This window comes from Shewanella livingstonensis (genome assembly GCF_003855395.1).
Classification (GTDB): Bacteria; Pseudomonadota; Gammaproteobacteria; order Enterobacterales; family Shewanellaceae; genus Shewanella; species Shewanella livingstonensis.
In genome coordinates this window covers 2,466,371-2,490,632 of the sequence record NZ_CP034015.1, presented here as the reverse complement: position 1 = coordinate 2,490,632, position 24,262 = coordinate 2,466,371, and the positions used below count along the sequence as shown (strand labels likewise).

The 24,262-nt window shown below is 41.2% G+C and carries 21 protein-coding genes; 15 read left to right on the top strand and 6 right to left on the bottom strand.

Annotated features, from left to right (window positions below):
* The first annotated feature begins 104 nt into the window (after window positions 1-104).
* The 7 genes from EGC82_RS10740 to EGC82_RS10710 all read left to right on the top strand — a co-directional run bounded on the left by EGC82_RS10740 (window position 105) and on the right by EGC82_RS10710 (window position 6,594).
* Window positions 105-557 carry a DUF302 domain-containing protein gene (locus tag EGC82_RS10740; RefSeq protein ID WP_124730760.1) on the top strand — a complete coding sequence of 151 codons (453 nt, stop codon included), beginning with the start codon at window positions 105-107 and terminating at the stop codon, window positions 555-557.
* A 228-nt stretch (window positions 558-785) separates the two neighbouring features.
* The gene (locus EGC82_RS10735; protein WP_124730759.1) at window positions 786-1,493 is read left to right on the top strand and encodes an SDR family oxidoreductase; all 708 of its coding nucleotides are present in this window, start codon (window positions 786-788) and stop codon (window positions 1,491-1,493) included.
* A gap of 127 nt (window positions 1,494-1,620) precedes the next feature.
* On the top strand, window positions 1,621-2,070 hold the full coding sequence (locus EGC82_RS10730; protein ID WP_124730758.1) for a phosphate-starvation-inducible PsiE family protein: 450 nt from the start codon (window positions 1,621-1,623) through the stop codon (window positions 2,068-2,070).
* A gap of 550 nt (window positions 2,071-2,620) precedes the next feature.
* The gene (locus EGC82_RS10725) at window positions 2,621-3,451 is read left to right on the top strand and encodes an EAL domain-containing protein (RefSeq protein ID WP_124730757.1); all 831 of its coding nucleotides are present in this window, start codon (window positions 2,621-2,623) and stop codon (window positions 3,449-3,451) included.
* A 614-nt stretch (window positions 3,452-4,065) separates the two neighbouring features.
* Window positions 4,066-4,452 (top strand): lactoylglutathione lyase, encoded by a 387-nt coding sequence (gene gloA, locus EGC82_RS10720; protein ID WP_124730756.1) that lies wholly within the window; start codon window positions 4,066-4,068, stop codon window positions 4,450-4,452.
* A 13-nt stretch (window positions 4,453-4,465) separates the two neighbouring features.
* Window positions 4,466-5,566 (top strand): alkene reductase, encoded by a 1,101-nt coding sequence (locus EGC82_RS10715; RefSeq protein ID WP_124730755.1) that lies wholly within the window; start codon window positions 4,466-4,468, stop codon window positions 5,564-5,566.
* A gap of 167 nt (window positions 5,567-5,733) precedes the next feature.
* The gene (locus EGC82_RS10710; protein ID WP_124730754.1) at window positions 5,734-6,594 is read left to right on the top strand and encodes a DMT family transporter; all 861 of its coding nucleotides are present in this window, start codon (window positions 5,734-5,736) and stop codon (window positions 6,592-6,594) included.
* 259 nt (window positions 6,595-6,853) lie between these two features.
* On the opposite strand, the gene EGC82_RS10705 is transcribed toward EGC82_RS10710, so the two are convergent.
* Genes EGC82_RS10705 through rbsK form a run of 3 tightly spaced genes read right to left on the bottom strand, consistent with a single transcriptional unit; the run spans window position 6,854 to window position 10,230 of the window.
* The gene (locus tag EGC82_RS10705; RefSeq protein ID WP_124730753.1) at window positions 6,854-7,867 is read right to left on the bottom strand and encodes an aldose 1-epimerase family protein; all 1,014 of its coding nucleotides are present in this window, start codon (window positions 7,865-7,867) and stop codon (window positions 6,854-6,856) included.
* 56 nt (window positions 7,868-7,923) lie between these two features.
* Window positions 7,924-9,243: an L-fucose:H+ symporter permease gene (fucP, locus tag EGC82_RS10700; RefSeq protein WP_124730752.1), complete on the bottom strand. Its 1,320-nt coding sequence runs from the start codon at window positions 9,241-9,243 to the stop codon at window positions 7,924-7,926.
* Between the two features lie 57 nt (window positions 9,244-9,300).
* Window positions 9,301-10,230 carry a ribokinase gene (gene rbsK / locus EGC82_RS10695; protein ID WP_124730751.1) on the bottom strand — a complete coding sequence of 310 codons (930 nt, stop codon included), beginning with the start codon at window positions 10,228-10,230 and terminating at the stop codon, window positions 9,301-9,303.
* Between the two features lie 286 nt (window positions 10,231-10,516).
* Here rbsK and EGC82_RS10690 point away from each other — a divergent pair, with 286 nt between their 5' ends.
* Together EGC82_RS10690 and EGC82_RS10685 are read left to right on the top strand one after the other, a co-directional pair.
* Window positions 10,517-11,239 (top strand): DeoR/GlpR family DNA-binding transcription regulator, encoded by a 723-nt coding sequence (locus EGC82_RS10690; RefSeq protein WP_124730750.1) that lies wholly within the window; start codon window positions 10,517-10,519, stop codon window positions 11,237-11,239.
* Between the two features lie 256 nt (window positions 11,240-11,495).
* A complete protein-coding gene (locus tag EGC82_RS10685) occupies window positions 11,496-11,849 on the top strand; it encodes a YkgJ family cysteine cluster protein (protein WP_124730749.1) in 354 nt (117 codons plus the stop codon).
* 224 nt (window positions 11,850-12,073) lie between these two features.
* On the opposite strand, the gene EGC82_RS10680 is transcribed toward EGC82_RS10685, so the two are convergent.
* The 3 genes from EGC82_RS10680 to EGC82_RS10670 all read right to left on the bottom strand — a co-directional run bounded on the left by EGC82_RS10680 (window position 12,074) and on the right by EGC82_RS10670 (window position 14,951).
* The gene (locus EGC82_RS10680; RefSeq protein ID WP_415837671.1) at window positions 12,074-12,910 is read right to left on the bottom strand and encodes a mechanosensitive ion channel family protein; all 837 of its coding nucleotides are present in this window, start codon (window positions 12,908-12,910) and stop codon (window positions 12,074-12,076) included.
* Between the two features lie 270 nt (window positions 12,911-13,180).
* Window positions 13,181-14,014, bottom strand: coding sequence for a hypothetical protein (locus EGC82_RS10675; RefSeq protein WP_124730748.1), 834 nt, complete (start codon window positions 14,012-14,014; stop codon window positions 13,181-13,183).
* A 280-nt stretch (window positions 14,015-14,294) separates the two neighbouring features.
* Window positions 14,295-14,951, bottom strand: coding sequence for a Qnr family pentapeptide repeat protein (locus EGC82_RS10670; protein WP_208646952.1), 657 nt, complete (start codon window positions 14,949-14,951; stop codon window positions 14,295-14,297).
* Window positions 14,952-15,721: 770 nt separating this feature from the next.
* On the opposite strand from EGC82_RS10670, the gene hyaA reads away from it, so the two are divergent.
* Genes hyaA through hypF form a run of 6 tightly spaced genes read left to right on the top strand, consistent with a single transcriptional unit; the run spans window position 15,722 to window position 24,225 of the window.
* The gene (gene hyaA / locus EGC82_RS10665; RefSeq protein WP_124730746.1) at window positions 15,722-16,858 is read left to right on the top strand and encodes a nickel-dependent hydrogenase small subunit; all 1,137 of its coding nucleotides are present in this window, start codon (window positions 15,722-15,724) and stop codon (window positions 16,856-16,858) included.
* Between the two features lie 2 nt (window positions 16,859-16,860).
* A complete protein-coding gene (gene hyaB, locus EGC82_RS10660; RefSeq protein ID WP_124730745.1) occupies window positions 16,861-18,564 on the top strand; it encodes a nickel-dependent hydrogenase large subunit in 1,704 nt (567 codons plus the stop codon).
* A gap of 31 nt (window positions 18,565-18,595) precedes the next feature.
* Window positions 18,596-19,264, top strand: coding sequence for a Ni/Fe-hydrogenase, b-type cytochrome subunit (gene cybH, locus EGC82_RS10655; RefSeq protein WP_124730744.1), 669 nt, complete (start codon window positions 18,596-18,598; stop codon window positions 19,262-19,264).
* Between the two features lie 15 nt (window positions 19,265-19,279).
* Window positions 19,280-19,834, top strand: a complete 555-nt coding sequence (locus EGC82_RS10650; protein ID WP_124730743.1) for a HyaD/HybD family hydrogenase maturation endopeptidase — start codon at window positions 19,280-19,282, stop codon at window positions 19,832-19,834.
* The gene (locus tag EGC82_RS10645; RefSeq protein ID WP_124730742.1) at window positions 19,821-21,770 is read left to right on the top strand and encodes a NiFe hydrogenase; all 1,950 of its coding nucleotides are present in this window, start codon (window positions 19,821-19,823) and stop codon (window positions 21,768-21,770) included. Before EGC82_RS10650 ends, EGC82_RS10645 begins: the two co-directional genes overlap by 14 nt.
* A 55-nt stretch (window positions 21,771-21,825) precedes the next feature.
* Window positions 21,826-24,225 (top strand): carbamoyltransferase HypF, encoded by a 2,400-nt coding sequence (gene hypF / locus EGC82_RS10640; RefSeq protein WP_124730741.1) that lies wholly within the window; start codon window positions 21,826-21,828, stop codon window positions 24,223-24,225.
* The last annotated feature ends 37 nt before the right edge of the window (window positions 24,226-24,262 follow it).

The following is a 24,262-nucleotide window of genomic DNA, read 5'->3' as shown; positions in this document are numbered from 1 at the left end:
ACTTACACATATTAAACAACAATTTACTAAAACTGCTATACGTCTTTACTGAGTATAAAACTGAAGTTTTTATATTTATTACACAGAACAAATAGGTAACCATAATGATTAACAATATCTCCTTAGCGTTTGTCGTCTTAATCGCCTCTACCCAAGCTTATGCCGTAGAAAGCCTTATCTCGCTTGAAAGCCATTACTCGGCCAAAGAAACCGCTGACAGATTTGAGTCGATTATAAAAGACAAAGGATTTACGGTTTTTGCTAGGATTGATCATCAAAAAAATGCCGCGGGTGTTGATTTAACGCTGAGGCCAACTGAAGTGATCATTTTTGGTAATCCTAAAATTGGTACCCAATTAATGTTGTGTAATCAAATGGCTGCAATTGACTTACCGCAGAAGGTATTAATTAGTGAGGATGCAGATAACAAGGTTTGGCTGTCTTACAATAATCCGCAGTACATTAAACAGCGTCATAGTATTACCGGTTGCGATAAGGTGATTGATAAAATTTCTGGTGTGCTCAATACGTTAAGTGTTGCCGCAACGGCTCAGTAATTGTTAATACCCACTCGTTGATACTTCAAACGAATGCATTCAAAAGGGCATATTAATAATGGATATATTGATAGCCATTACGCTGAAAACAAACACGTCATTACCATGACGGTTTTAGGTACACAAAGGCGCTCCTGCTGGGTGCAGCGGTAGGATGATATTAATCAATAACGTATACATAACACGGTTCAATAGTGCTAGATAAAACAATAGATTTTGAGGTTTTGAATGAATGATGAAGTGGTATTAATCACTGGTGCTAATCGAGGCATTGGTTTGGCGCTAACTAAGCAATACCTTATTAACGGCTGCAACGTTATTGCGACCTGTAGAGATGATGCAACAACGACGGAGCTTATATCGTTAAAGGCTCAATTTTCTGACAAATTATTGATTGAATTAATGGATATCACCTGCCCTGAAACCATCCATCGCTTGGCGAATAATCTTAGCCAGCGAAATATTAGCCTCGATTTAATCATTAATAATGCTGGCTATTTGGATAGCAATAATCAGAGTATTCATGCGATTAATTATGCAGATGCTGAGCTGAGCTTTAAAGTAAATGCGCTCGGGCCATTATTTTTAACGCATTGTTTATTATCTCTATTGAATAAGTCACGCCTATGTAAGATAGCCATTATATCGTCTTCAAAGGGCTCGTTATCAAAACCACAAAGTGTCGATTGGTATGGTTATAGAATGTCTAAGGCCGCCGCCAATATGCTAACAGTAAATTTATCGACAGAACTGGCTGATGATAATGTCGCGGTAGTATCGGTTCATCCTGGTTGGGTTCAAACCGATATGGGCGGAAGCGCGGCGCAAGAAAATGTTAACGATTCAGCACTTGGGATTATGCAAGTTATTGCGAATTTATCGATTGATAATACCGGTAAGTTTTATGATTTTAACGGTGAGCAATTGCCATTCTAATAAGTGCCTTATTGCTTACAATACTGCTAACCGTTGGGTTGCTAAACAATTAACTTACTCATTGCCTATACCTGGGCGCTCGTTATTAAATACATTGGCTTTGGGCCAGCAATATTTTGGAATATGCATGAAACATGAAGAGTTACCAGATGATCATTCAGATCAATTATTAAAAGTACTCCATCGGGCAATTCGATTTGCCATAAGAATATTGGCCGTTTTAATGGTGGTGGTTATTTTTTGGAGTGTTGCAGATGTTGTCTATGTGATTTACAGCAAAGTGATTATCCCACCGTATTTTCTGCTTGATGCAGAAGATATTCTTGAGACTTTCGGTGCTTTTATGCTGGTATTGATAGCAGTTGAAATCTTTATCAATATTCGTCTTTACCTTGGGTCGAATGTTATTCCAGTAGAATTAGTGATTGCGACCGCCCTTATGGCTGTCGCGCGTAAAATTATTGTGTTAGATCTGAAAATCGTTTCAGCAGAACAGATCATCGGCCTTGCTTTAGTGACACTTGCATTGGGCATTTCATACTGGCTCGTTAAACAAAGACACCTCTCTAAAAACTAGCTAAGCACTAGCCAGTGCCATAATTTGAGCACAGCTAGCGCGGTATAATCTGCTTCACCAATGCTAGCCGTATCAAAAAGACGGTAACGTTAACAAGGCTAACCTATATTTGGGTTAGCCTTTTTTATGAACGGTAGTATGCCATCGCATAATACAATTCTCTGTTATACCGTAAAAGTAGCTCGACAACGGCCCATCCACACATGAATAAGTATTGATGATGGAATACCCGCTTGCCTTGTAAGGCTAAGTTGGTAAGATGTTGTTTTGATGTATTTATGATTGATTTTTTACTCATTTTATGGTGATAATCGTTATAGCTTATCGATACTTATTGAGCTGTCTCTATCCAGTATTGAGTCTTAGGCAATTAGTACGATTTTTATCTTCTCTGCCGCATAGCGGCTTAATTAAACAAATACTTAACGTTGATTTGTAACGCGCTACATTGGTACTCGTCATGCTTTTAGTGATAACGAGGCAAGCCAGAATCCTAGGTTGCGTTGCTGCATAGCTTAAGCGGACGTTATATTGATTTGAGGTTGTAACAATGGAAACAAAGCCAATAGTTTATGACAGATTTTCTTGTAATAAATGTTTTGATAAAAGCAGCCTTGATTTTGATTTCACAATGGCGTTTCAACCAATTATTAACTGTAAAACTAATAGCATATTTGGTTACGAGGCATTAGTTCGTGGGTTAAATAATGAATCCGCCTTTTCAGTTATTGCCCAAGTAAATGATGATAATCGTTATCTGTTTGATCAGCTTTGCCGCGTTAAAGCCATCGCGCTGGCCGCTAAACTAAAGCTAGACTCAATGCTTAGTATTAACTTTCTCCCCAATGCGATTTATAAACCTGAGCGCTGTATTCGAACCACCTTAGAAGCCGCCAAAGAGTATGGCTTTCCGACCAACAGAATCATGTTTGAATTTACCGAAAGTGAGAACATTAGCGATACTGAATTTGTTAAGGGTATTGTTGAGTATTACAAAAAGTCAGGATTTATTACCGCGCTGGATGATTTTGGTTCTGGCTATGCTGGTTTGGGGCTGTTGGCAGATTTTCAAACTAACATCATCAAATTTGATATGAAACTGATCCGTAACATCGACAAAGATAAAACCCGACAATATATCATTAAAAATTGTTTGAACTTGTTTGCTGAACTCAAGATTACTTCGTTAGCCGAAGGTGTAGAGACAATAGAAGAAATGCAATGGCTGCGTGATGCTGGCATTGAGCTGATGCAGGGTTATTTGTTCGCAAAACCTGGCTTTGAATGTCTGCCACAAGTTGATTTTGCTGAGATATACCACAGTGAAAGTCATGTTAACAATCAACATACTCTGAGACTAGATGCCGGTGCTGGTATTTAAGCCGTAAAGTGTACTTTAAGTTTCATTAAGGTCTACGTTAGGTGGGATTAACACTCGCATTACAATATTTTTGCTTAATGCCACTTTAGCTCATGACAGAGTCGTAAACTAACAAAGAGACTGTCGCGTTTTGTCTATTACTGCGTTGTACGATTAAACTGTTACTTTTGAACGGTAATACTTAATGTGTGGATACCTACATTGCGCTAGGTATTTTACCTTTACACACCATCAAGCCATTATCTTCGCACATTGCCTTAACTACTTTGCCTTAACTACCTCACCCCACCTTTCCGACAGAAAATTTATTATAAACAATGAGTTGTAGTGATAGCGTGCTTAAGTATGCTGGAGCATGACAACAGACACCGGTTAACTCAGTTATAACCTTTTTGATATTTCTCCTGTTAGAACGATTATAAAAAATACAAAGTTAATAATTCAAAATCAATAACATTAGGTTATTAAAATGATAAGTTTTAATCATTTAATATCTTCATCTATCCGCTGTATATTATCACTATCGAACATAGCTCATCATCCATTTGCACAACTTATTCGGTAAATTATACGTTCGCTGATGCAATTCAACGATATTGCCTAAAGAGAAATATATGAAATTTTTACACACCATGTTGAGAGTCGTTGATCTGGAAAAATCAATCGCGTTTTACACTAATGTTCTGGGCATGAAAGTGCTAGAAACCACTGAAAACAAAGAGTATCGCTACACCTTAGTCTTTGTCGGATATGGCACTCAAGCAGACAGTACCACGATTGAATTAACCTACAACTGGGATACCAATGAGTATGACCGAGGCAATGCTTTTGGCCATATTGCGCTGGGTGTAGCGGATATTTATAGTGCCTGTAATGACATTACAGCCCGCGGTGGCAAAGTGACTCGTGAACCAGGACCGGTAAAAGGTGGCACAACCCACATCGCCTTTATCGTCGACCCTGATGGATACCAAATTGAACTCATCCAAATTAGTCAGTAAAGAGGAATACACAATGAAAGAGTCACTATTTCAACCGATACAACTCGGTAAACTTTCTTTAAAAAATCGTATTGTTATGCCTCCAATGACGCGATCGCGCGCTACTCAGCCTGGTAATGTTGCCAACGATATGATGGCCAAATATTATGCTCAACGCGCATCTGCAGGCCTTATTGTGAGTGAAGGTACCCAGATTTCAGCCATGGGCCAAGGTTACGCCTGGACCCCAGGCATTTATTCTGTTGAACAAATCGCCGGATGGCAAAAGGTCACCAAAGCAGTGCATGCAAAAGGCGGCACTATATTCGCCCAACTTTGGCATGTTGGTCGTGTAACACACCCCGACAATATCAACGGCAAGCAACCTATTTCGTCATCTGCGCTAAAAGCACAAAATGTAAAAGTGTTTGTGGATAACGGTACAGACGAACCCGGTTTTGTTGACGTAGTTGTAGCGCGTGAAATGACTAAAGCTGACATAGAACATGTTGTTGGTGAGTATCGCCAAGCGGCGTTAAATGCCATAGAAGCGGGTTTTGATGGTATAGAATTACATGCTGCAAATGGTTATTTAATTAACCAGTTTATTGATTCTGAAGCGAATAATCGTATCGACGAATATGGTGGCAGTATCGAAAACCGCCTGCGTTTTCTGGGCGAAGTGGTTAGTGCAATGACAGAGGCCATTGGTGCAGATCGTGTTGGGGTTCGCCTTGCGCCTTTTACATCACTAAATGGAACGGTTGATGCTACCCCTATTGAAACCTATACCGCGGCAACAGTATTGCTTAACAGCTTAAATGTGGTTTACATTCATTTTGCTGAAGTCGATTGGGATGATGCACCTGAAACACCTGCAGGATTTAAAGATGCCGTTCGAGCGGCTTATAAAGGTGTACTGATTTATGCTGGTCGCTACAACGGCGAAAAAGGCACACAGGCGATTAACGATGGTCTAGCGGATATGATTGGTTTTGGTCGACCATTTGTGTCTAACCCTGATTTGCCCAACCGTATTAAGCAAGGTTACCCATTAGCGGCGCACACCCCAGAAACATTATTTGGAGGTGCTGAAAAAGGCTTAACAGATTATCCAGAGTACAGCCCGAGTTAATCGTCACCATACTCTTGAGTAAATATGAGCGATTCTGACATAACGTTAGGATCGCTTTGTGCGTATAGACCGCTTATCAATTTGCATCAGTGTTGGTGTTATGCTGTATCATGCAGCGATACCAAAGTCTTGGTATCTTTTGCCTTCCCTAAGCTGGAAAACGTTTAATGAAAACCGATGAGCTACGCGGCAAACTATTCTTATTATTGGCCACTATGCTTGCCGCTGTGGGATGGATAGCTTCTAAACTTGTTATTTTAGACATGCCTGGAGAAGTGTTTATTGCTGCGCGCTTCTTAATCGCGAGTTTGATTTTATTGCCATTTTGCTACCGACAAATTTTTGCACTACGGTTTAAACAAATTGCAGCACTGTGTGGCGTTGGCATTGTATTAGCTGCATCGATAGAAGTATGGGTCCACGCCATTACCATCTCGAGTACTCTGTCGGAGGGGGCTTTTATCATGAGCCTGGCGATGATTATTGCACCGTTTATTTCTTGGCTATTATTTAAAGTAAGACCCAACCGCATGTTTTGGATAACGCTGCCTATAGCTTGCATAGGGATTATGTTATTGACCATTACTACGGGCTGGGAGGTGGATAACAGCCAATGGTTTTTCTTATTTTCATCGGCACTGCTGTCATTGCATTTTGTACTGAATAAGCGAGTTCTGACCAATATAAAACCGTTAACATCCATCTGTGTGCAATTATTCATGGTGGGTATGGTGGGCTGTATGATTATGGCTGTTGTTGCACCGGCACAGTTTGAGTTAAATGGTCATTTATTATTCTGGTTTGCAGTATCGACGGTTATCGCAACCAGTGTGCGTTACTTACTCCAAACGGTCGGCCAGTTTAGCGTTAAAATTGAAACCGCTTCGCTGATCATGATTTTAGAACCTATTTGGACATTAATATTGTCGATGAGTTTTCTTAATGAAGTGGTTGAGATGCAAAAGCTCATCGGGGGCGGGGTTATTTTGTTGTCACTATTTATCTACATTAAATATTCTAACAAGTAGCCTATAGGGAAGATGCCACAGATCCTATAAGTGATTGCATGGCACGATAAGCCTATAGTCCTTGTGGCTTGGAATATTGATGATTGAATATTGGTAGTTCATGGTTGATAGTGGGTGTGACCCTGAATAATTATAGCGTATTAAGGCCTAGAGTAATCTAGGCCTATTGATTGGTGTTGTGGGGCTAGAATCTTTTATCTAACAGCGGTTATGTCGAACGACAAGATTCTTAGGCTGATGCAACTAAAGCGTTAATGGATTACATTTTAACGATGGTTTTTGTCACTTTAAATGTCCGCGCTTCGTTTGGTTCTAAGTAAATAACCGTGCCCTTTTCTGTTGCTGCAATAAACCCCTCTGGTCGACACGTTGCTGGTAAAACATTGGCACTGACAGACTGGTCACCATTAAATAAAATCCAGCGGGTTGCACTGTTAAACTCTGCCGTATTAAATTCAGTTGTCAGTTTAAATTGATCAGCTGTAATCATTTCAAACTTTGCTATATCGACATGTGTAGATAAGTCGTCCATACAGTAAACAATTTCTGGATCATACATTTCCTTGTTGTCTAGAACACTGATGGGTGGCGAGTTTTTCAAGCTGTTGTTATAAGCAGACCACTGCGGGGTTGGATGAACATGTGCAGGAACACTTTCACGAAGTTTAATGGCTGAATCTGCAATGTTCTGCGTCATCACCGCCCCCTCGAAGAAAGCGGCGTTAGTATGGCACATGTATTGTAGCGGCATTTTTGTGGTGGCAAGATTTTGGACCGTCATCGTAATATCAAAAATGCCGGCGTCTTTTTGGAGTACCACTGTTGGTGTTGCGATGTAGTGGTCACCAAAGCCCATGATGTATTCATAGGATCCCGCTAATGTCATGCTATTTTCATCAACTATTAACCAGGCATAGTCCATTGATGCACAAGGAAACTCACCGTGAAGAACATGATCATCTTGAGGTGTTGGGCAACCCATTCGAAGTAAACCCGCATGAAATGAGTAGCAACCGTAAGTATTAACAATCTGATCGGCAACCTTGGGTTCGTTAAAGGCATTTTTCATGCATAAATCAACCCCCAGAAACTCGGCGTCCCAAATCATTTGCCCCATAAAAGGTAAAATAACCAAATGGCCTTTATTGTTTTTCATCTCAACAGCGTGAACGCCTGAATTATAAATAAAAGTGTTTATTTCAAAATCGTCTGATTTGAGAATGTTGGTTTTTTCTTTTTTGAAATGGTCTTTGTGTAGAGGAATAGTAAACATGATATTTTCCTTTAAAGAAGATGACCACCCTACTACGGATGGTCATTGTTGACTTTTTACGCGCTTTGTCTAGCCAGTGTTAACGTAGCTTTGTGTTTCTTTTCAGTGGCAAAGTAAGAGAAAATTACCCCAAAACAAATGACGTTAACGATAAAGGATTGCTGCATCCCTATATGGTCGGCAAGTAAGCCTTGGATAGCAGGCATTACCGCACCACCAATAATGGACATCACAACAATCGCACCTGCTGTTTCGGTATATTTTGTTTCTACCGATTGCAGTGTGGATGCGAATATCGTTGCCCAACCCGGACCAAATAAAGCCGATACAAAAACGGCAACCCATACCGCACTAAAGTCTGGTGCAAAGGACACATACAGCAGACACGCTATGCCGATAACGGAATAACCTAATAGCACGTTTTCTTGTGATATTCTGGTCATCAGGTAGTTGGCAATACATTTACCAATGAAATAAGCCACAAATGCGTATGCCAGGTAGTTTGCTGCATCACGCTCTGTCATATTGCCCATTTCGAGTGCCAAACGGATGGTAAAACTCCACACAGCAACTTGCATGCCTACGTAAGCAAACTGAGCCACAATCCCGTTTTTAAAGCGCTTGTTGGTTGACAAATATTTAATTGTTTCACCAAATGAGGGTTGTTTAGCTTTACCTTCAGCTTTGGGTTTACAATTAGGAAACTCAGTGATGGCGATTAAAATAGAGATAATAACCAATACACCCACCAGCCATTTATAAGGCGTTAATGTGTGTTGTAGCACTTGCTGTTTAAACAGTTCTAACTCTGCTCCTGATAGGGTTTGCATCATTTCACCGATGTTGACCCCTTCTTGAAAAACCAAGTATTTCCCCATGAGTATGCCCACAATATAACCAAGTGCATTAAACGTTTGAGAGATATTTAAACGCAATGTGGCACGTTGTGGTTCACCAATCATTGAAGAGTAGGTATTACAAGATGTTTCCAGAAACGATAAACCAATCGCAATACAGAAAATTGCAGCCAAAAACATAGTATAAGTGGCAGCCGTTGATGCAGGATAGAACATCATGCAACCGCCAATATAAAGCACCAAACCGATTAGGATGGCTAATTTATAAGACGATTTCTTAATAACCATCGATGCCGGAATCGCAATCAAAAAGTAACCACCATAGAATGCTGATTGAACTAATGCAGAGGCGAAGTTTGACAATTCAAAAATAGATTTAAATTGAGTGATCAATATGTCGTTAAGTGCGGCAGCAGCAGCCCATAATGGGAATACCATTGATAATAGTAGAAATTGAAAAATAGGCGTTTTATCCAAATAACCATCTTTATGTTGTTTGGTATTATTTTTAATAAACATATCATTCCTTTGTTGTTTAGTGATGAAACTCAATCCTTATCAGGATTTGGGGATTGATTAACCATGCTTTGCAATAAACTCATCGAATTGTTCAATGCTGGGATATGAAGACTGGGTGCCTTTTTCTGTAACACTCAACCCGGCAAACACTGATGCTTTTTTCATTGAAGCTTCCACATCACCGGTATTACAGTAGAAATGCGAGAAACAACCAATAAATGCATCCCCTGCGCCACTACTATCTACCGCGTCAACCTTAATAGGCTCAATCATCTTTTCGATACCGTCTTTGGAGAACCATAAAGAACCTTGTGAACCTAAGGTCACAATAAGGTTATTTAGCCCTTTATCTAACAGCACTTTCGAAGCTTGTTTAATCTCGTCAATGGTAGAGACAGGTTTACCGGTTAAAATCTCTAGCTCTGTTTCGTTTGGAATGAAAAAGTCACATTTACAGGCGTAATCTATTGAAAGCGATGGCACCGCAGGGGCTGGATTTAACAGGACCTTGATACCGTGTTTGTTAGCAAAATCGATGGCGTAATACACAGTTTCTAGCGGAACTTCTAATTGAAGTACAATCAAGTCGACATCTTTAAGGGTCTTTTCAGCTCTGTCGATATCTTCAGGTTTAAGGAAGTTATTTGCCCCCTTAACAATCAGAATCGAGTTTTGTGACGTCGTAGTATTAACAAATATGGGCGCCACACCCGTGCTGCTATGGGGCACTTTAATCACATACTTAGTATCGATACCGTATGATTGATAGTTCTGAATGCAAGTGTCAGCGAAGGTATCGTCACCCACTTTCGATAGCATTACTACATTTGATCCCAGCTTAGCAATCGCTACCGCTTGGTTTGCGCCCTTACCGCCACGGCCAATACGAAACGCAGGTGCTTCTAGTGTTTCACCCTCTTTAGGTAATCTGTCTACATAGGTAATTAAATCTACGTTGGTTGAACCTATAACTGCAATTTTCTTCATGTCTCGCCCCATGTTATTATTCAAACATATATTGTTATTATCGTCATTCGCACTGTTATTATACGAACACTAACTGCCATTATGTTCGCATAATTGTGTTTGTTGCAACAGATAATACACACAAAAGCGGGATATAGAGTGATTACAGTCACTCATTAATGTTATAATTATAACAATTTGTTATTTTCATGCGTTCAGTCACAAAACCATAGATCACATTTGTTAATACATTTAACATGTCAGTATTGTATGCATGAGAATTGCAGATTTATTTAAAGGCTGAAAAATGATTTCCAAGCGGTTAGAGCGATTAAGAAGAATGATGTCTTGTTTAGATCATCAAGACAAAATTCATATTAGAGAATTGGTTAGGATCTTAGAAGTATCTGAGATGACTGTTCGACGTGATCTTAACTCTGACTATGCTGCAAGTTTTGGTATTGAGTCTTACGGCGGCTATGTAAGGAAAGAAACCAATAACAATATATTAAACGTAGATGCTTCTAGTAGCATGGAAGAAAGCACTAAGTTAATTTCTGAGTTAATTTTTTCTGATGATGTGGTTTTTTTTGACAACGGAAAATATCATGGTCAACTAATAGACATGATTAACGAAGATGTTTCATTTACAGGCGTAACCACGTCGCTAAGCACATTCATGTTTTTGAAATCCAAGCCACACTGTAAGCCGGTTCTTTTGGGCGGAAACTATGATCCACTCAATGACGTTTTTATCTCACATAATAACGACATTTTAACGTCAATGGTATATAGCAAATCGTTCTTCACCCCAAATGGATTACATGACGAATTTGGAGCAACGGTAGCAACAGAGTATGGCGCCAGCGTCGCCAAAAGTGTGTTGAGCAGAACGATTGAAAAGTACGTCGTCTGCTCAAACGAATCAATTGATACCGTATCAACATATAGTGTTTGCGAGGTAGGTGTATTCGACTACTTTATATCATTTGAACATCCGTTAACCCCAATGGTGAGCAAAGTCGTGTGATCGTTAATGCGATGCCTCTTTATCCAGTTGATAGACTAAATTTCACCGCTAAAAATTCATTAAATGACACCTGCTAGTCGATAGCACAAGTGTCGGAACCAGTCAGTCTACCTTCTAAACGCTATGGTATTAGGGCTGCCCAGTGATGAATGGCTTTACAACTATTGCCTCTAGGTCAATTTAAACACCTTGTCAGCTTTTAGTTGATTAGCTATGGGGCTATAATAATCTCAAACTGCACAAAATTGAGTTATTAATGAACAGTAACATAGAGATAGTCGACCTACTCCGCGAGCGTATTCCATCATTTGAATGTGTGCAGGGTTGTCATGATTGTTGCGGACCGGTAACGACCTCTTCAGAAGAAATGTCGCGCTTGCCAGTAAAAACTGTCGCCGAACATGAAGCCGCACTAAACGAGTGGAACTGCGTGTATCTGGGTCCTAAAGGTTGCGAGGTATATGAAGAGCGGCCATTGATTTGTAGAGTATTTGGCACTACACCGCGGATGCCTTGTCCTGAAGGCCGTCGACCAGAAAAGATGATTGATTCTAAAACAGAAACTCAAATCCACCACTATATTGCCAATACCCGCCAGGTGTTAGTGTAAGCGCATGGCCACTTCAGACTAATAATTGTCTGTAACAGTGGACGAATAACCTGGATTGACGCGTAATATTAATAAGCTCGTAAATAGCGCAGTTTATCCAAGAGTTAGCCGCATAGAAGCTATGAAGTAACATGGCGAGTCTCAATATGATACAGAGACTCGCCATGTTCTGCGGTGTGTATCATTACCGCCAGAGCATTGACTGAATTAACCAAAGAACTCAATTAACCAAAGTGTTCTTGAAAGGCAACCATAAAGTCTTCTCTTATGAGCTGCTCTAAATGTATGGCGCGTTCTGTGGGACAAAAAATCATAATATGCACATTTTGCTCGCCATTAATGCCGCTGGTTATATGGATATGTGGTTCACTACCGGGTAAATCAACACCGGCATGCTTTTCTATTACGCCGTTATAACGCTTAGCCACTTCAATAAAGTCTTCACAATGTTGTTCTATTTGGCGGGTTAGTGCCGGAAACAGCGGATAGAGATTAACAAACTGAACCAGAGTAATAGTAATATTATGGTAAACATAACGTTTCATAAAATTAAGGTTTTTAACCGCGTAGGTAAAAAACATACTATTTGGCAGTGTGGCGGTTTTACCTGTGTAATGGTATTGACCTTGATCGAGGTCTATCTCTTGGATCACGGTGGCCATTAAGTTATGTTCAATCACTTCGCCGTATATTTTACCCACTTCAATCCAATCACCAATCACAAATGAACGTGAACTGGCGCGTTGTATTGAGCCGGTAAAACACAGAATAATTTCTTTTGATGCTATGACTAAAGCAATGGCAATAGCGGTAACTGACAGGGCAAATTTGCTAACTTCGGATTGCCAAAGTATGAACAAAATCACCAATATTAAAATGAAGGTGCCATTTTTAGTACGTGACATCCATTTACGTTGCACATCAGAAAGAAAAGCGACGTCGCCACGAATGCTTGAAATGATAAAACGTTTTATCACTGAGATAAGTATTATTATTAACACCGTTAATAATAATTTGTGTTCAAGAAAGAAATCGACGATCAAAGTTATATTATCTATCAAACCTGTTACCTACTTTGTTTGTGTTTTCACACTGATGGTGCTGAATTACGGACATTATCGGCCGCCACTCTATTGGCAATAGCAGTAGAAAACAAGGTAAATAGCCAATAACGGTATGAGGTCTAACCTGGTGTCGCATTTAACACTTAGTCAACTTCGGTAAACTTGCCCCTTAATAAACACGATAAAACCATTAATGTGGCTGACATTAATGGTTTAAGCGTATCGACATGCGCAATAAAGAAATGAATATTTTAGCTGGTGAGTATTTTAGTTAGTTTGGTAGTAAATAACCGTTGGTGTTATTGCTATAACATCATCATATGGATACCCCAAAGCATTTGGCTGCCCTTTTACTGGCTTAACATCTGAGTTGTCACTTAGCTTAACTCCCCAATGATTATTACTAATACCTTCGAAAATAATATTAATTACCCCGTCACTTTGTTTAACCATCGCGGCAACGTGGTGCTTGGCCATAATGTCTCTTACCGTAGCTGAGCGTGTTGAGCACAAATCACACGCTTCTATATTGGTGACATTGTTAAAAAAAGTGGCATCGCCTGAAGGAACAAACCCTGCTACCGCTGACGGTTGATATTGAATAATACCTGCGGGGGTGAAAAATGCATTATTGACTCTAAATACATTATCATCTGACTGCTGCACGATAGTGATATCGACATTGTCCTTAAAAAAAACACGGATTACGTCTTGTTGTATCAGCAATTTGTTGATGGCCTTAAGCCTTTGGTTTCGGCATGATGTTTCATTGCACAGTACTCGATTGGGCAAACTGGTGGCAAAGTTGGGGTCGGCTTTAAATATAGCGTGACTCATTACACCCAAGTTAAAGTTAGCAAAATCATTTTTATCCTCTGCTGAGGAGAATTTTGTAGGATGCACATCAAGCAAACCATACGGTGAAGCTAACCCTGGCAATACTTCTTCAATGCCATTTTTGGGCAATAAACCCCGTAAATGATTTATTGTTGCACGGTACTCTTTATCAGAATCTGCGGTGAGGAAATTTGGTAAGTTGTTAGCGCAGACAACTATAGGCACTAGCAATGAGCATAACAAAAATAGATAAATGGCTCTCATGGGTGAGTAACATCCTTTTTATGTCATCGTTAACGTCATTGTTGCTTAAGCAAAACACAATTTTGTTGTCATGATGCTATAAAAACAAGCAAGGTGAAAGCTGTACGTTGTCATTATTAGTACTATTTAGTCAAAGATGTCGACTCAGTTAGAGTGTAGAGATCACAATAAACCGAGCACTTTGCACATGTATATTACCTAGCGCTAAATACGTGAACAATTAATGATGACAAGTTCACTCAGAATAAGCAGAGCTACTATCGTTCTGCCTCATTTGGCGTTAACTAGGTAACACGATAACGCCGAGTTGCTCTAATAATTGCTCTTGTTGCCAGTCGCAGATTTTGACCCCCGTTAAGTTAACTCGACGAGGATCCAAACCGGTTAATTCACAATGTGATAAATCACAATATTGCAGATCAAATTGTTGCCAGCTATTGGATGAAAATTCACCGCGGCTTAAATCTGACCCCTTAAAAGAGGCATTTTGTAAATTGGCGCCCGTCCAGCGGTTTTCGAACAAGTCACACTTTTCAATGCATTGTTTTTCAAAGTCGGTATAAGACAAATTACAGCCGGTAATATACACCAAGCAAAAATAAATCTTGTGTGATATCTGATTTGCAAAGCTGGTTTTTAAAAAACTGGCGCCTTGTAAATCACATTCTCTAAACTCGGCCCCAAAACCATTAGCACCTTGAAAGTTGGCCATGCCTAGCTTGCAATGTTTGAAACTGGCATCACGCAAGTCTGCATAATTAAATTGGCAACCAATACTGTCTCCTACTTCAATAAACTTACAATTGATGAATGTTGCATCCCTTAAGTCTGCATGGCTGAAGTCGCAATGATAAAAATGACAATTTTCAAATATAGTTTCATGTAAAAGTTGTTGTGAAAAATCGTGTTCACGAAAAGTTTGGTTGTTACTCATCAGGGCCTCCAAATTGACTATTGGCCAACGTTAACATTGTAAAACAGCAAAAAAAAATTTACTAACTCCATAAAAATCAATACCTTAACACCACATCGAATATCGATTGTAAAGGGCCCCAAGAAGCTTTTTGGCAACTTTATATAGCATCACCCTAGAAGCGCCTCTCGAAAAAATGTTTCACCACTCCACCAGCGACGGAATTAAATTCGCTTTTGGCTGGATATTACTCAGTTTGATAACATATTACGTATGTTTTCAGCATAAAAGCATCAATTCATTTAAATCAAAATGTTGATGTTAGCTTCAGTATTGCGGTTAATTTAACAACGAAAAAGCCATTTACGGTTAATGGTTGATTGCGGGCGAGCAAGCCTTCTCTCATAAAAACAAATATAGGTAGCGCATAGTCTCAATACTGCTTATCTATTTCTCTGTCCACGCAGATAAGTTGTTTAGCATTTATGTTGCCGATATTGGTAATGGCATTAGCAATGACTGCTAATAACTTCAGCATCATGTTGCTACAAAATCCCCAAGTGAAGTGTTTGATCACCTTCTCTATAAAATAGTGATCTGCGACATTTTGTCCGATTTCATTTTTGTTAACTTGATCAACATCAAAAATTCGACGATATAGCCTTACATATGTTAAGGGAATATCTCACAAGTTGATTTATATCAAAGACGATTTTTAACCAAGTTCTAAAATTGATACCGATAAATTGCAACTCATTATTAGCACTGAGCTAACTTTAGCAGAAGGTATCAACATGGACACACATGCAGCCCTTTATAAACAGGGTCAAGATCGCCTTAATTATTTACGCCAATTTGCCCAACGTCAGCCGGTCTCATTACAACAAAAAATGGTTAGCCTTGGCATATCTCGTCGCGACTTCATTAAATGGACCGCCTCGGTCACCGCAATGTTTGCCTTGCCCCTACCCTTTAGTAATTTGGTTGCTGAGGCCGCTGAATTAGCCGACCGAGTCCCACTCATTTGGTTGCACCTAGCCGAGTGTACGGGGTGCTCTGAATCATTAATTCGCACCGACTCCCCGAACCTAGACACATTAATTTTCGATCATATCTCACTTGAATATCATGAAACGCTAATGGCAGCCTCTGGTTGGCAAGCAGAAGAAAACTTAGAGAATGCCCTTGAAACTTACAAAGGCCGCTATTTACTGGCGGTTGAAGGTGCTGTGCCTACTGCCAATAACGGCACTTTTTTAACCGTCGGCTGTAAAGGTCACACCGGTTTACACATTGTTAAGGAAGCGGCTGAAAATGCTGCCGCGATTATCTCCGTCGGTACTTGCGCAGCCTTTGGTGGTGTACAAGCCGCGGCGCCTAACCCGACTGGCGCAAAAGGTGTTTACGAAGTGGTTGATAAGCCGGTGATTAATTTAGGCGGTTGTCCTCCAAGTGAAAAGAACATTGTTGGCACGCTAATGTATTTCATTATGTTCGGTAAGTTACCTGCACTGGATATGTTTAATCGTCCTAAATGGGCTTACGGCGCGCGGGTACATGATAACTGTGAACGTCGTGGCCGCTTTGATGCTGGTGAGTTTGTTGAAGAATTTGGCGATGAAGGTGCTAAAGAAGGTTATTGCCTTTATAAAGTCGGTTGTAAAGGACCTTATACCTACAATAACTGCCCAACGGAGCGCTTTAACCACCATACAAGTTGGCCTGTGTTAGCGGGCCATGGCTGTATGGGTTGCTCTGAACCGAATTTTTGGGATGACATGGCGGACTTTGAAAAACCGCTAGGACGCCAACTTTTACATGGCATTGATGCCACCGCTGACACCATTGGTGCGGTCATTTTAGGCGCCACCGTTGTTGGTATTGGCGCCCATGCAGTTGCTAGCGTATTTGCTAAGCCTTTGGAGGAATAATCATGAGTAAACGTGTCGTTATCGACCCTATCACCCGTATCGAAGGCCATTTACGTGTCGAAGTTGAAGTGGATGACAATAATGTCATTACCAAGGCCTGGTCATCATCGACCTTATGGCGCGGTATTGAAGTGATATTAAAAGGTCGCACACCTATGGATGTGGGCTTAATTGTGCAGCGTATTTGTGGCGTGTGTACTTATTCGCATTATCGTTGTGGTACTGAGGCGGTTGAAGATGCCCTGGGAGTTAAGATCCCTTTGAATGCCAAATACCTGCGCAGCATAATGCAGTCGTCGTTATATATGCATGATCATATTGTGCATTTTTATCATTTACACGGTTTAGATTGGGTAGATGTAGTATCGGCATTAAGCGCCGACCCTGCACTTGCCGCGCAAGTGGCGATGAAATACTCTGATGCACCGATTGCTGCTGGCGAAGGTGAATTAAAAGCAGTACAAGCACGGGTAAAAGGCTTGGTCGAAACCGGAAAACTGGGGCCATTTGCCAATGCTTATTGGGGTAATAGTACTTATCGCTTTAGCCCTGAGCAAAACCTGATTGCGTTATCGCATTATTTAAAAGCCCTTGAAGTACAACGTGTGGCGGCTGAAATGCTGGCTATTTTTGGTGGAAAATCGCCACATCCACAGTCTATTGTGGTCGGCGGTGTTACCTCAGTGCGCGACATGTTAAGCCCCGCCCGTTTACAAGAATGGAAACAAAAGCACGCCATCGTGCAAGACTTTATTGAGCGAGCCTACCAGGCAGATATTGTGATGGCAGCTGAAGCGTTTGGCACTGAAGCCAGTGTACTTGGCGGGGTAAATGTTAACAGTTTCTTGTGCGGTGAAGATTTTATTACCGCCGATGGCGAGTATTTATTTCAACAAGGGGTGATTTTACACGGTGATTTAGCCAATGTGCAAGATATCGACCCGAGCTTAATTAAAGAAGACGTGACCCACGCTTGGTATAAAGCCGATGGCCCACAGCATCCTTATGAAGGGACCACTATTCCTGATTACACCGGGTTTATTGAGCGCGATACTGTGTACGGCAAATTGCCAACCATTGACGGCGATGGTAAATATTCGTGGGTTAAGTCGCCGCGTTATCAAGATGAACCTTTAGAAGTTGGCCCGTTAGCGTGTTTATTAGTTAACTATGCCCGTGGTAACCAAGTGGTTGTCAATGCGGTTGATGGTTTGTTAGCGCGCACTGGTTTACCTCTTGAAGCGTTGTTTACCACCTTAGGGAGAACCGCTGCGCGTATGTTGCAAACCGTGTTAGTGGGACAAGCGAGTTTACAAACCTTTGATGCTTTACTGGTGAATATACAATCGGATGAGTCAACTTACGTTAAACCTGAGATAGACCCAGATCGCGTTTACGAAGGTTATTCAATGATTGAAGCGCCTCGCGGCATGTTAAGTCATTGGATCCGAATTAAAGATGCCAAAGTCGAAAACTACCAAGCCGTGGTGCCTACAACCTGGAACGCAGGCCCTGTAGATGCTAATGGAAAAATGGGCCCTTATGAAGCGTCGTTAATTGGTTTGAAACTTGAAGACCCCACTAAACCGCTAGAAGTCATTCGTATTATTCATTCCTTTGATCCTTGTATGGCGTGTTCCGTTCACGTGATGGATTACAACAAACACACCCTAGGTCAATTTAAAATTGATCCAAATGGGTTTTAATCAGAGGTAATGGAGTAGGAGGGATAAAAGTATGCAACATATTGCAACCCACGATAGGCAGTTGATATTTACTCCAGCGATTAGAATCTTTCACTGGTTACGGGCCTTGTCGATTTTGGTATTGGTGATCACCGGATTTTATATCGCGTGGCCATTTTTAGTGGCACCCGCCAGCACTGACGTATTAGTGCAAGGTTGGATCCGCTTTGCCCATATCATCTTCGGATTTTTATTAACCAGTATTACCTTAGTGCGTTTTTACTTGTTTTTCTTTAGTCGTATTAACCATGAAAGACGATCATTTAAAGATGTGCTATCGCATCGAAGCTGGATAACCCAAATAAAGTCCTATTTTTGGATGGGCAGTTTAGACAAAGCCGGCGTTTACGGACCATTACAGTTTATGACCTACGTGGCTATTTCGTTTGTCGCTTTGATTATGTGTATCACCGGCTTAGTGCTGTACGCCAATGTGTACCATTTAGGTATTGGCGGAATGCTCGGTGATGTATCGGCATGGATAACCGGCCTGTGTGGTGGTTTAGCGCCACTGCGGATTTATCATCATTACTTAACATGGGCCTTTATTATTTTTGTAATGATCCATATGTATATGGCGGTGTGGTCTGGTATTCGCTTTAAACATAATTCAGTCGATTCGATTGTGTCTGGCTATGACTATCACAAAGTACGTAAATAGGATGAATTAATAATTGTGAAAAAAATATTGCTGTTAGGTATAGGCAATGTATTGTACGCCGATGAAGGAGTCGGCGTGCATTTTGTCAATTATATCAAAGACAAATACCAATTTAGCCACCGTAGCGACAGGATAGATATTGTCGACGGAGGCACCCTAGCCCAAGGCCTAATTCCGATGATAAGCCGTTATGACCAGTTAATTGTGGTTGATACGGTCAATAGCGTTGGAGTAAAGCCTGGCGAAGTGTATTTTTTCGACTTTGACCATGCCCCTGCTGAAATTGATTGGCAAGGTAGTGCCCACGAAGTCGAAATGCTGCAAACACTCAACATGATGGACATTGTTGGCGACAGGCCGCACACCTTTGTATTAGGTGTTACCCCAACCGTTATTGAACCAATGACATTAGGACTGACAGCCGATTTACATGCTGCCATTCCGGTGATGGAACACACACTATTAACCCATTTGGCTGCGTTAGGGTTTAACCAGCAAATTGTGGATAATATAACCATTGATCAGGTCATTCCTGACGCTTATAAGCGAGGTTACTATGTCGATGCATAACATTCGATTTGATTTTGTATGCCAACGGCACGTGCCCTTATATGAGCAGTTGTGTCATCAATATCTGAACCGTACTGAACTCAATATTAGTATTGGTGCTGAGTCCGACCCTCAAACGAGCCAGATACGTTATTTTATCGAAGCCTTTGCCACACAAGCCCAACTTGAAGCGTTAGCAGATAACATTGCCAGTGATTTTTTATTGTCTGTTTGGCTACTTCACACCCATATTGAACGTATTGAGCAACACAGTGGTCAGCGAAAACTATTTAAGATTAAACCACTACACCCTGGTTTGCCGCTGTATTTTTGCCAGCATTGCCAACCCCTTTTTGGTGATAATCAGCAGCCCTCTTTTGGTAATATTAATCTGCAATGTCATCATTGCATGGGCCATGAAAAACTTAGCCGTGATGAAAAGTCGTTAACTCAAGCCGACATAGTATTAATGGCAAACCGCTTAATCAATAATAAATCTCTGCCCTTGCCTATTCTTGGGCTAACGTTGTGGTTAACACCGCCCGCTGTCATCGCCGATAAGCAAGTCATCGAAGCATCGCAAGCGTCTACAGAAATGCCATATCAACGACCACGAATATTAATCTGTAATCCTAATTCGCTCAATAGTCATTTTATCGTTGATGACAGCCAGGTATTGGCTTTGTCGAGTATTGAAAAACCATTAATTCGCGTGCGACCCAGTAGCGATCATCCCAGCTTATTAGCGCCGCTGTATGATATTCAATTTGCTGAAAATCGTTTATTAGTGATACTCACTGAAGTACTGCGCCAAAAAGGCATTAATTGGTTGCATGTCACTAGCGATATTGAACCACATACTAGTCAAGAAGCCTTGCTCAATAAGCCGTTGCGTTTAGCCAGTATTAATCAACATTGGTTACCGATCACAACCCTAAGCGATGGCAGCATACCGTTACCGACTAATGTGACCTGTTTGCATGATGAGCATCATTACCAAGATGGCCTGATGGCGTTTACCGCTAATACCACTAAAACAGCCATTACCTGGCAAGTCAGTTCGGCTGAGTCCGCAGCCAAACGAGCAACCTCAGTCATTTCAGCGTTAGAGAGTACAATAATCGATGAGTCCAGTAATGCTGGCACATCGATATCAACTAGCTTGTGTGCCTTAAATGCGGCGCTATTGCGCTGCGATGCCACTAAAAACAGTCATAAACCACAATTTGTAAAAAACGCCGCGATATTGTATTTCAGCCAACACAACGGGTGCCAAATTGTCACCCTAGACGACCAAAGCCAGCCTGAGTTATTTTTTGAAATGCCTAATCTGCCTTTGTCTGGCTACGAGATCTGTCATCGATTATCTGAGTCGCCGCAAAAAAGTCTATTAGATAAATTTAAACAATTGTTTTCAGCCGAATATAACCAATTATTAGACTTGCACATTCAAGCAGACGATGGGGCATTGTCGCAATTAATGGCCGTTGCCACCCTGATTATTGGTGGCTATCCCGTTGAGACAGCTCAGCGAGTGACCGTCGCCGAACTTGCCGATAAATTTGTCGCTTTGGCAATGGCTCATCATGGCAATAATGCGCCCCGCATTGACTTCCCTCTCACTAAAGGAGCTGCACATCGTGGCCTCAATTGGTGTAAAACATTAGGCACATTAATGAGCTTTAAGCTAGCAGGCGAAACTAACTTAGCCAAACTGGCGTTTGCGTTTCATGACTCGTTTGCAGACTATTTAAGCCATTGGATAGAACATTTAGATCAAAATATTGGCGTAAAACAATTAGTGATTGCCGGCAGTGAATTTGCTAACCCGCTGTTAGCTGAGCGAGTGCAATTACGCATAGGTAAAAATTATCCGCTGGTGGTCAATCCATTACTGGATTTAGATGGGGTTAATATCGCAATTGGTGGGCTATATCTCAAACAACGACGTGGATAAAAGGTATCTTAAGGTATATCAGTTATTGCTTATTCTTGTATGAGATTGAATCCTTATGAAACCATTACAGCAAGTTACCATTATTGTTAAAGGTATTGTACAAGGGGTTGGTTTTCGCCCCTTTGTGTTTCGTTTGGCACATCAGTTAACTTTAGTCGGTAGTGTGCTAAATAATCACCTTGGGGTGACGATTATTTTGCAAGGCCGTAATGAACTAATTGAGCAGTTTATTGCAGCCTTAAAACAATCCCCTCCGCCATTAGCTCGAATAGATGCTATTGAAGTAACGGAGCAAACACCATTACATTTATTTGATCACTTTAGTATTATCGACAGCCAGATTTTAACGGGCGAACAGGCCAAAGTGGCTATTTCAGCCGACATGAGTATTTGCCAAGATTGCCTTGATGACATTAATGATCCTCATAATCGTCATTATCAATATCCGTTTACCAATTGCACTAATTGCGGTCCACGCTATAGCATTATTACCTCATTCCCCTATGACCGATGCAACACCGCCATGGCCGATTTTATGATGTGCGAACGTTGCTATGCCGCATACAGTGACCCTCTCAACCGACGCTATCATGCACAGCCAATTAGTTGCCCTCATTGCGGGCCACAATTAACCTTTAGTACGCTTAACGCACGTGCTGAATTTTTGTATGACTCATCCATGTTAATCGCATTAGAGCAAGCCGTTGAAATGATAAACCGTGGTGGCATTGTGGCCATTAAAGGTTTAGGTGGCTTCCATTTAGTCTGCGATGCCAGCAATGATGATGCGGTTGCCATGCTGCGCCAACGTAAACAGCGCCCCGCCAAACCATTAGCGATTATGGTAGCTAATTTAGCCCAGGCAAAGTTGTGTGTTAGTGGTAATGAGGCTGAATGGCGAGTGTTAACCAGCCCAGAGAAGCCGATTACCTTGATGACCAAACGCGTTGCTAATGATAATAGTAATGAGAATAACGGAAGTAATGGGCCTATAGAACTGAGTTTATTACTAGCACCTGGCATTGATCGCCTTGGAGTATTTTTACCCTACACACCATTACACCATTTATTAATGCAGCGCTTAAACAAACCGATTGTAGCCACCAGTGCAAATCGTAGCGGCGAACCCATTATTACTAATAAGGCTGATATAGAGCAGCATTTAGCTCATGTTATCGATGGGATCCTTGACCATAATAGGCCAATTATTAATGCCTGTGATGACAGCGTAGTGCAAGTGATCGACAAGCAGGTGCAAGTGATTCGATTAGCCCGCGGCTTCGCGCCGCTGACCATCAACCTCCACTCTCCCATGCTATCGAACCGCCAAAACAACGTATTGGCGGTTGGCGCACAACAAAAAAACACTGTCGCTTTTGGTTTTAACAATAATCTGATTGTGTCGCCGCACATTGGTGATTTATTTAGCCTTGAAGCAGAGCAATATTTTAGCCGAAGCTTGGCAACGTTTAAGCGCCTGTATGACTTCAGTCCAAGTCATATTGTGCATGATAATCACCTGCAATATGCGCCGACCCAATGGGCGGTAAACTACCAATCTGAGCATCACCTTTTGCCATCTCATTGCATTGGTATACAACACCATTTCGCCCACGTTTTGTCGGTTATGGCGATGCACCAACGCACTGAGCAAGTATTAGGCTTTAGTTTTGATGGCACAGGCCTAGGTGATGACGGCACATTATGGGGCAGTGAAGTGATGTTGGCGGATATCGATGGTTTTACGACCTTAGCGCACTTTAGCCCATTTAAGCTTATTGGTGGTGAACAAGCGATTAAGCAGCCGGTGAGAATTTTACTGGCATTATTGTTTGAACACATGTCACTGCAACACGTACTGACACTGCCCATTGTTGCAATACAAGATTTAGGTCGCCACACAGTGACTAATTTACATCAGTTATGGCGTAATAATAGTCACTGCATTGAATGTCGCTCTGTTGGGCGCTTATTTGATGCACTTGCAGTGGCATTAGGGTTTATTGGCAGCGCGCCATACGAAGGCCAGGCCGGGATGATGATTGAAGCGGCAGCTAACGATTATGCCAAAAAACCAGGTGATGCTTTTAAGCCTATTAAACTCAACATTGTAAGCAATAATGACCCTGAGCCTATTCAATGGCACAGCAGTGACTTTATGACTCAGTTGGTAAACCTTACGGTGAGCGACGCGGATAACCCATTAATTAAGCAGCAACTATGCTGGCAGTTTATTAATGCCATTGGCCAGCAAGTTAATCATATAGGTCAACAATATCCGCAGTTACCGCAGGTATTTTGTGGCGGCGTGTTTCAAAATAAAACCTTACTCAGCCAATGTGTTGACGATTGTGTAATGGGTGAAAGAACGTATTTAACCAGTGGTCATATTCCTATTAATGATGGTGGCATTGCCCTAGGCCAATTGTGGTACGCCATTCATCACATGGCTTAAGGTACATGCTAAGTGCGTTTTACCTTGCTCTCTATAA

What these genes read in the sequence shown, in the direction of transcription:
- EGC82_RS10740 (WP_124730760.1), top strand. Translation starts at nt 105, where the DNA reads ATGATTAACAATATCTCCTTAGCGTTTGTCGTCTTAATCGCCTCTACC.
- EGC82_RS10735 (WP_124730759.1), top strand. Translation starts at nt 786, where the DNA reads ATGAATGATGAAGTGGTATTAATCACTGGTGCTAATCGAGGCATTGGT.
- EGC82_RS10730 (WP_124730758.1), top strand. Translation starts at nt 1,621, where the DNA reads ATGAAACATGAAGAGTTACCAGATGATCATTCAGATCAATTATTAAAA.
- EGC82_RS10725 (WP_124730757.1), top strand. Translation starts at nt 2,621, where the DNA reads ATGGAAACAAAGCCAATAGTTTATGACAGATTTTCTTGTAATAAATGT.
- gloA (WP_124730756.1), top strand. Translation starts at nt 4,066, where the DNA reads ATGAAATTTTTACACACCATGTTGAGAGTCGTTGATCTGGAAAAATCA.
- EGC82_RS10715 (WP_124730755.1), top strand. Translation starts at nt 4,466, where the DNA reads ATGAAAGAGTCACTATTTCAACCGATACAACTCGGTAAACTTTCTTTA.
- EGC82_RS10710 (WP_124730754.1), top strand. Translation starts at nt 5,734, where the DNA reads ATGAAAACCGATGAGCTACGCGGCAAACTATTCTTATTATTGGCCACT.
- EGC82_RS10705 (WP_124730753.1), bottom strand. Translation starts at nt 7,867, where the DNA reads ATGTTTACTATTCCTCTACACAAAGACCATTTCAAAAAAGAAAAAACC.
- fucP (WP_124730752.1), bottom strand. Translation starts at nt 9,243, where the DNA reads ATGTTTATTAAAAATAATACCAAACAACATAAAGATGGTTATTTGGAT.
- rbsK (WP_124730751.1), bottom strand. Translation starts at nt 10,230, where the DNA reads ATGAAGAAAATTGCAGTTATAGGTTCAACCAACGTAGATTTAATTACC.
- EGC82_RS10690 (WP_124730750.1), top strand. Translation starts at nt 10,517, where the DNA reads ATGATTTCCAAGCGGTTAGAGCGATTAAGAAGAATGATGTCTTGTTTA.
- EGC82_RS10685 (WP_124730749.1), top strand. Translation starts at nt 11,496, where the DNA reads ATGAACAGTAACATAGAGATAGTCGACCTACTCCGCGAGCGTATTCCA.
- EGC82_RS10675 (WP_124730748.1), bottom strand. Translation starts at nt 14,014, where the DNA reads ATGAGAGCCATTTATCTATTTTTGTTATGCTCATTGCTAGTGCCTATA.
- hyaA (WP_124730746.1), top strand. Translation starts at nt 15,722, where the DNA reads ATGGACACACATGCAGCCCTTTATAAACAGGGTCAAGATCGCCTTAAT.
- hyaB (WP_124730745.1), top strand. Translation starts at nt 16,861, where the DNA reads ATGAGTAAACGTGTCGTTATCGACCCTATCACCCGTATCGAAGGCCAT.
- cybH (WP_124730744.1), top strand. Translation starts at nt 18,596, where the DNA reads ATGCAACATATTGCAACCCACGATAGGCAGTTGATATTTACTCCAGCG.
- EGC82_RS10645 (WP_124730742.1), top strand. Translation starts at nt 19,821, where the DNA reads ATGTCGATGCATAACATTCGATTTGATTTTGTATGCCAACGGCACGTG.
- hypF (WP_124730741.1), top strand. Translation starts at nt 21,826, where the DNA reads ATGAAACCATTACAGCAAGTTACCATTATTGTTAAAGGTATTGTACAA.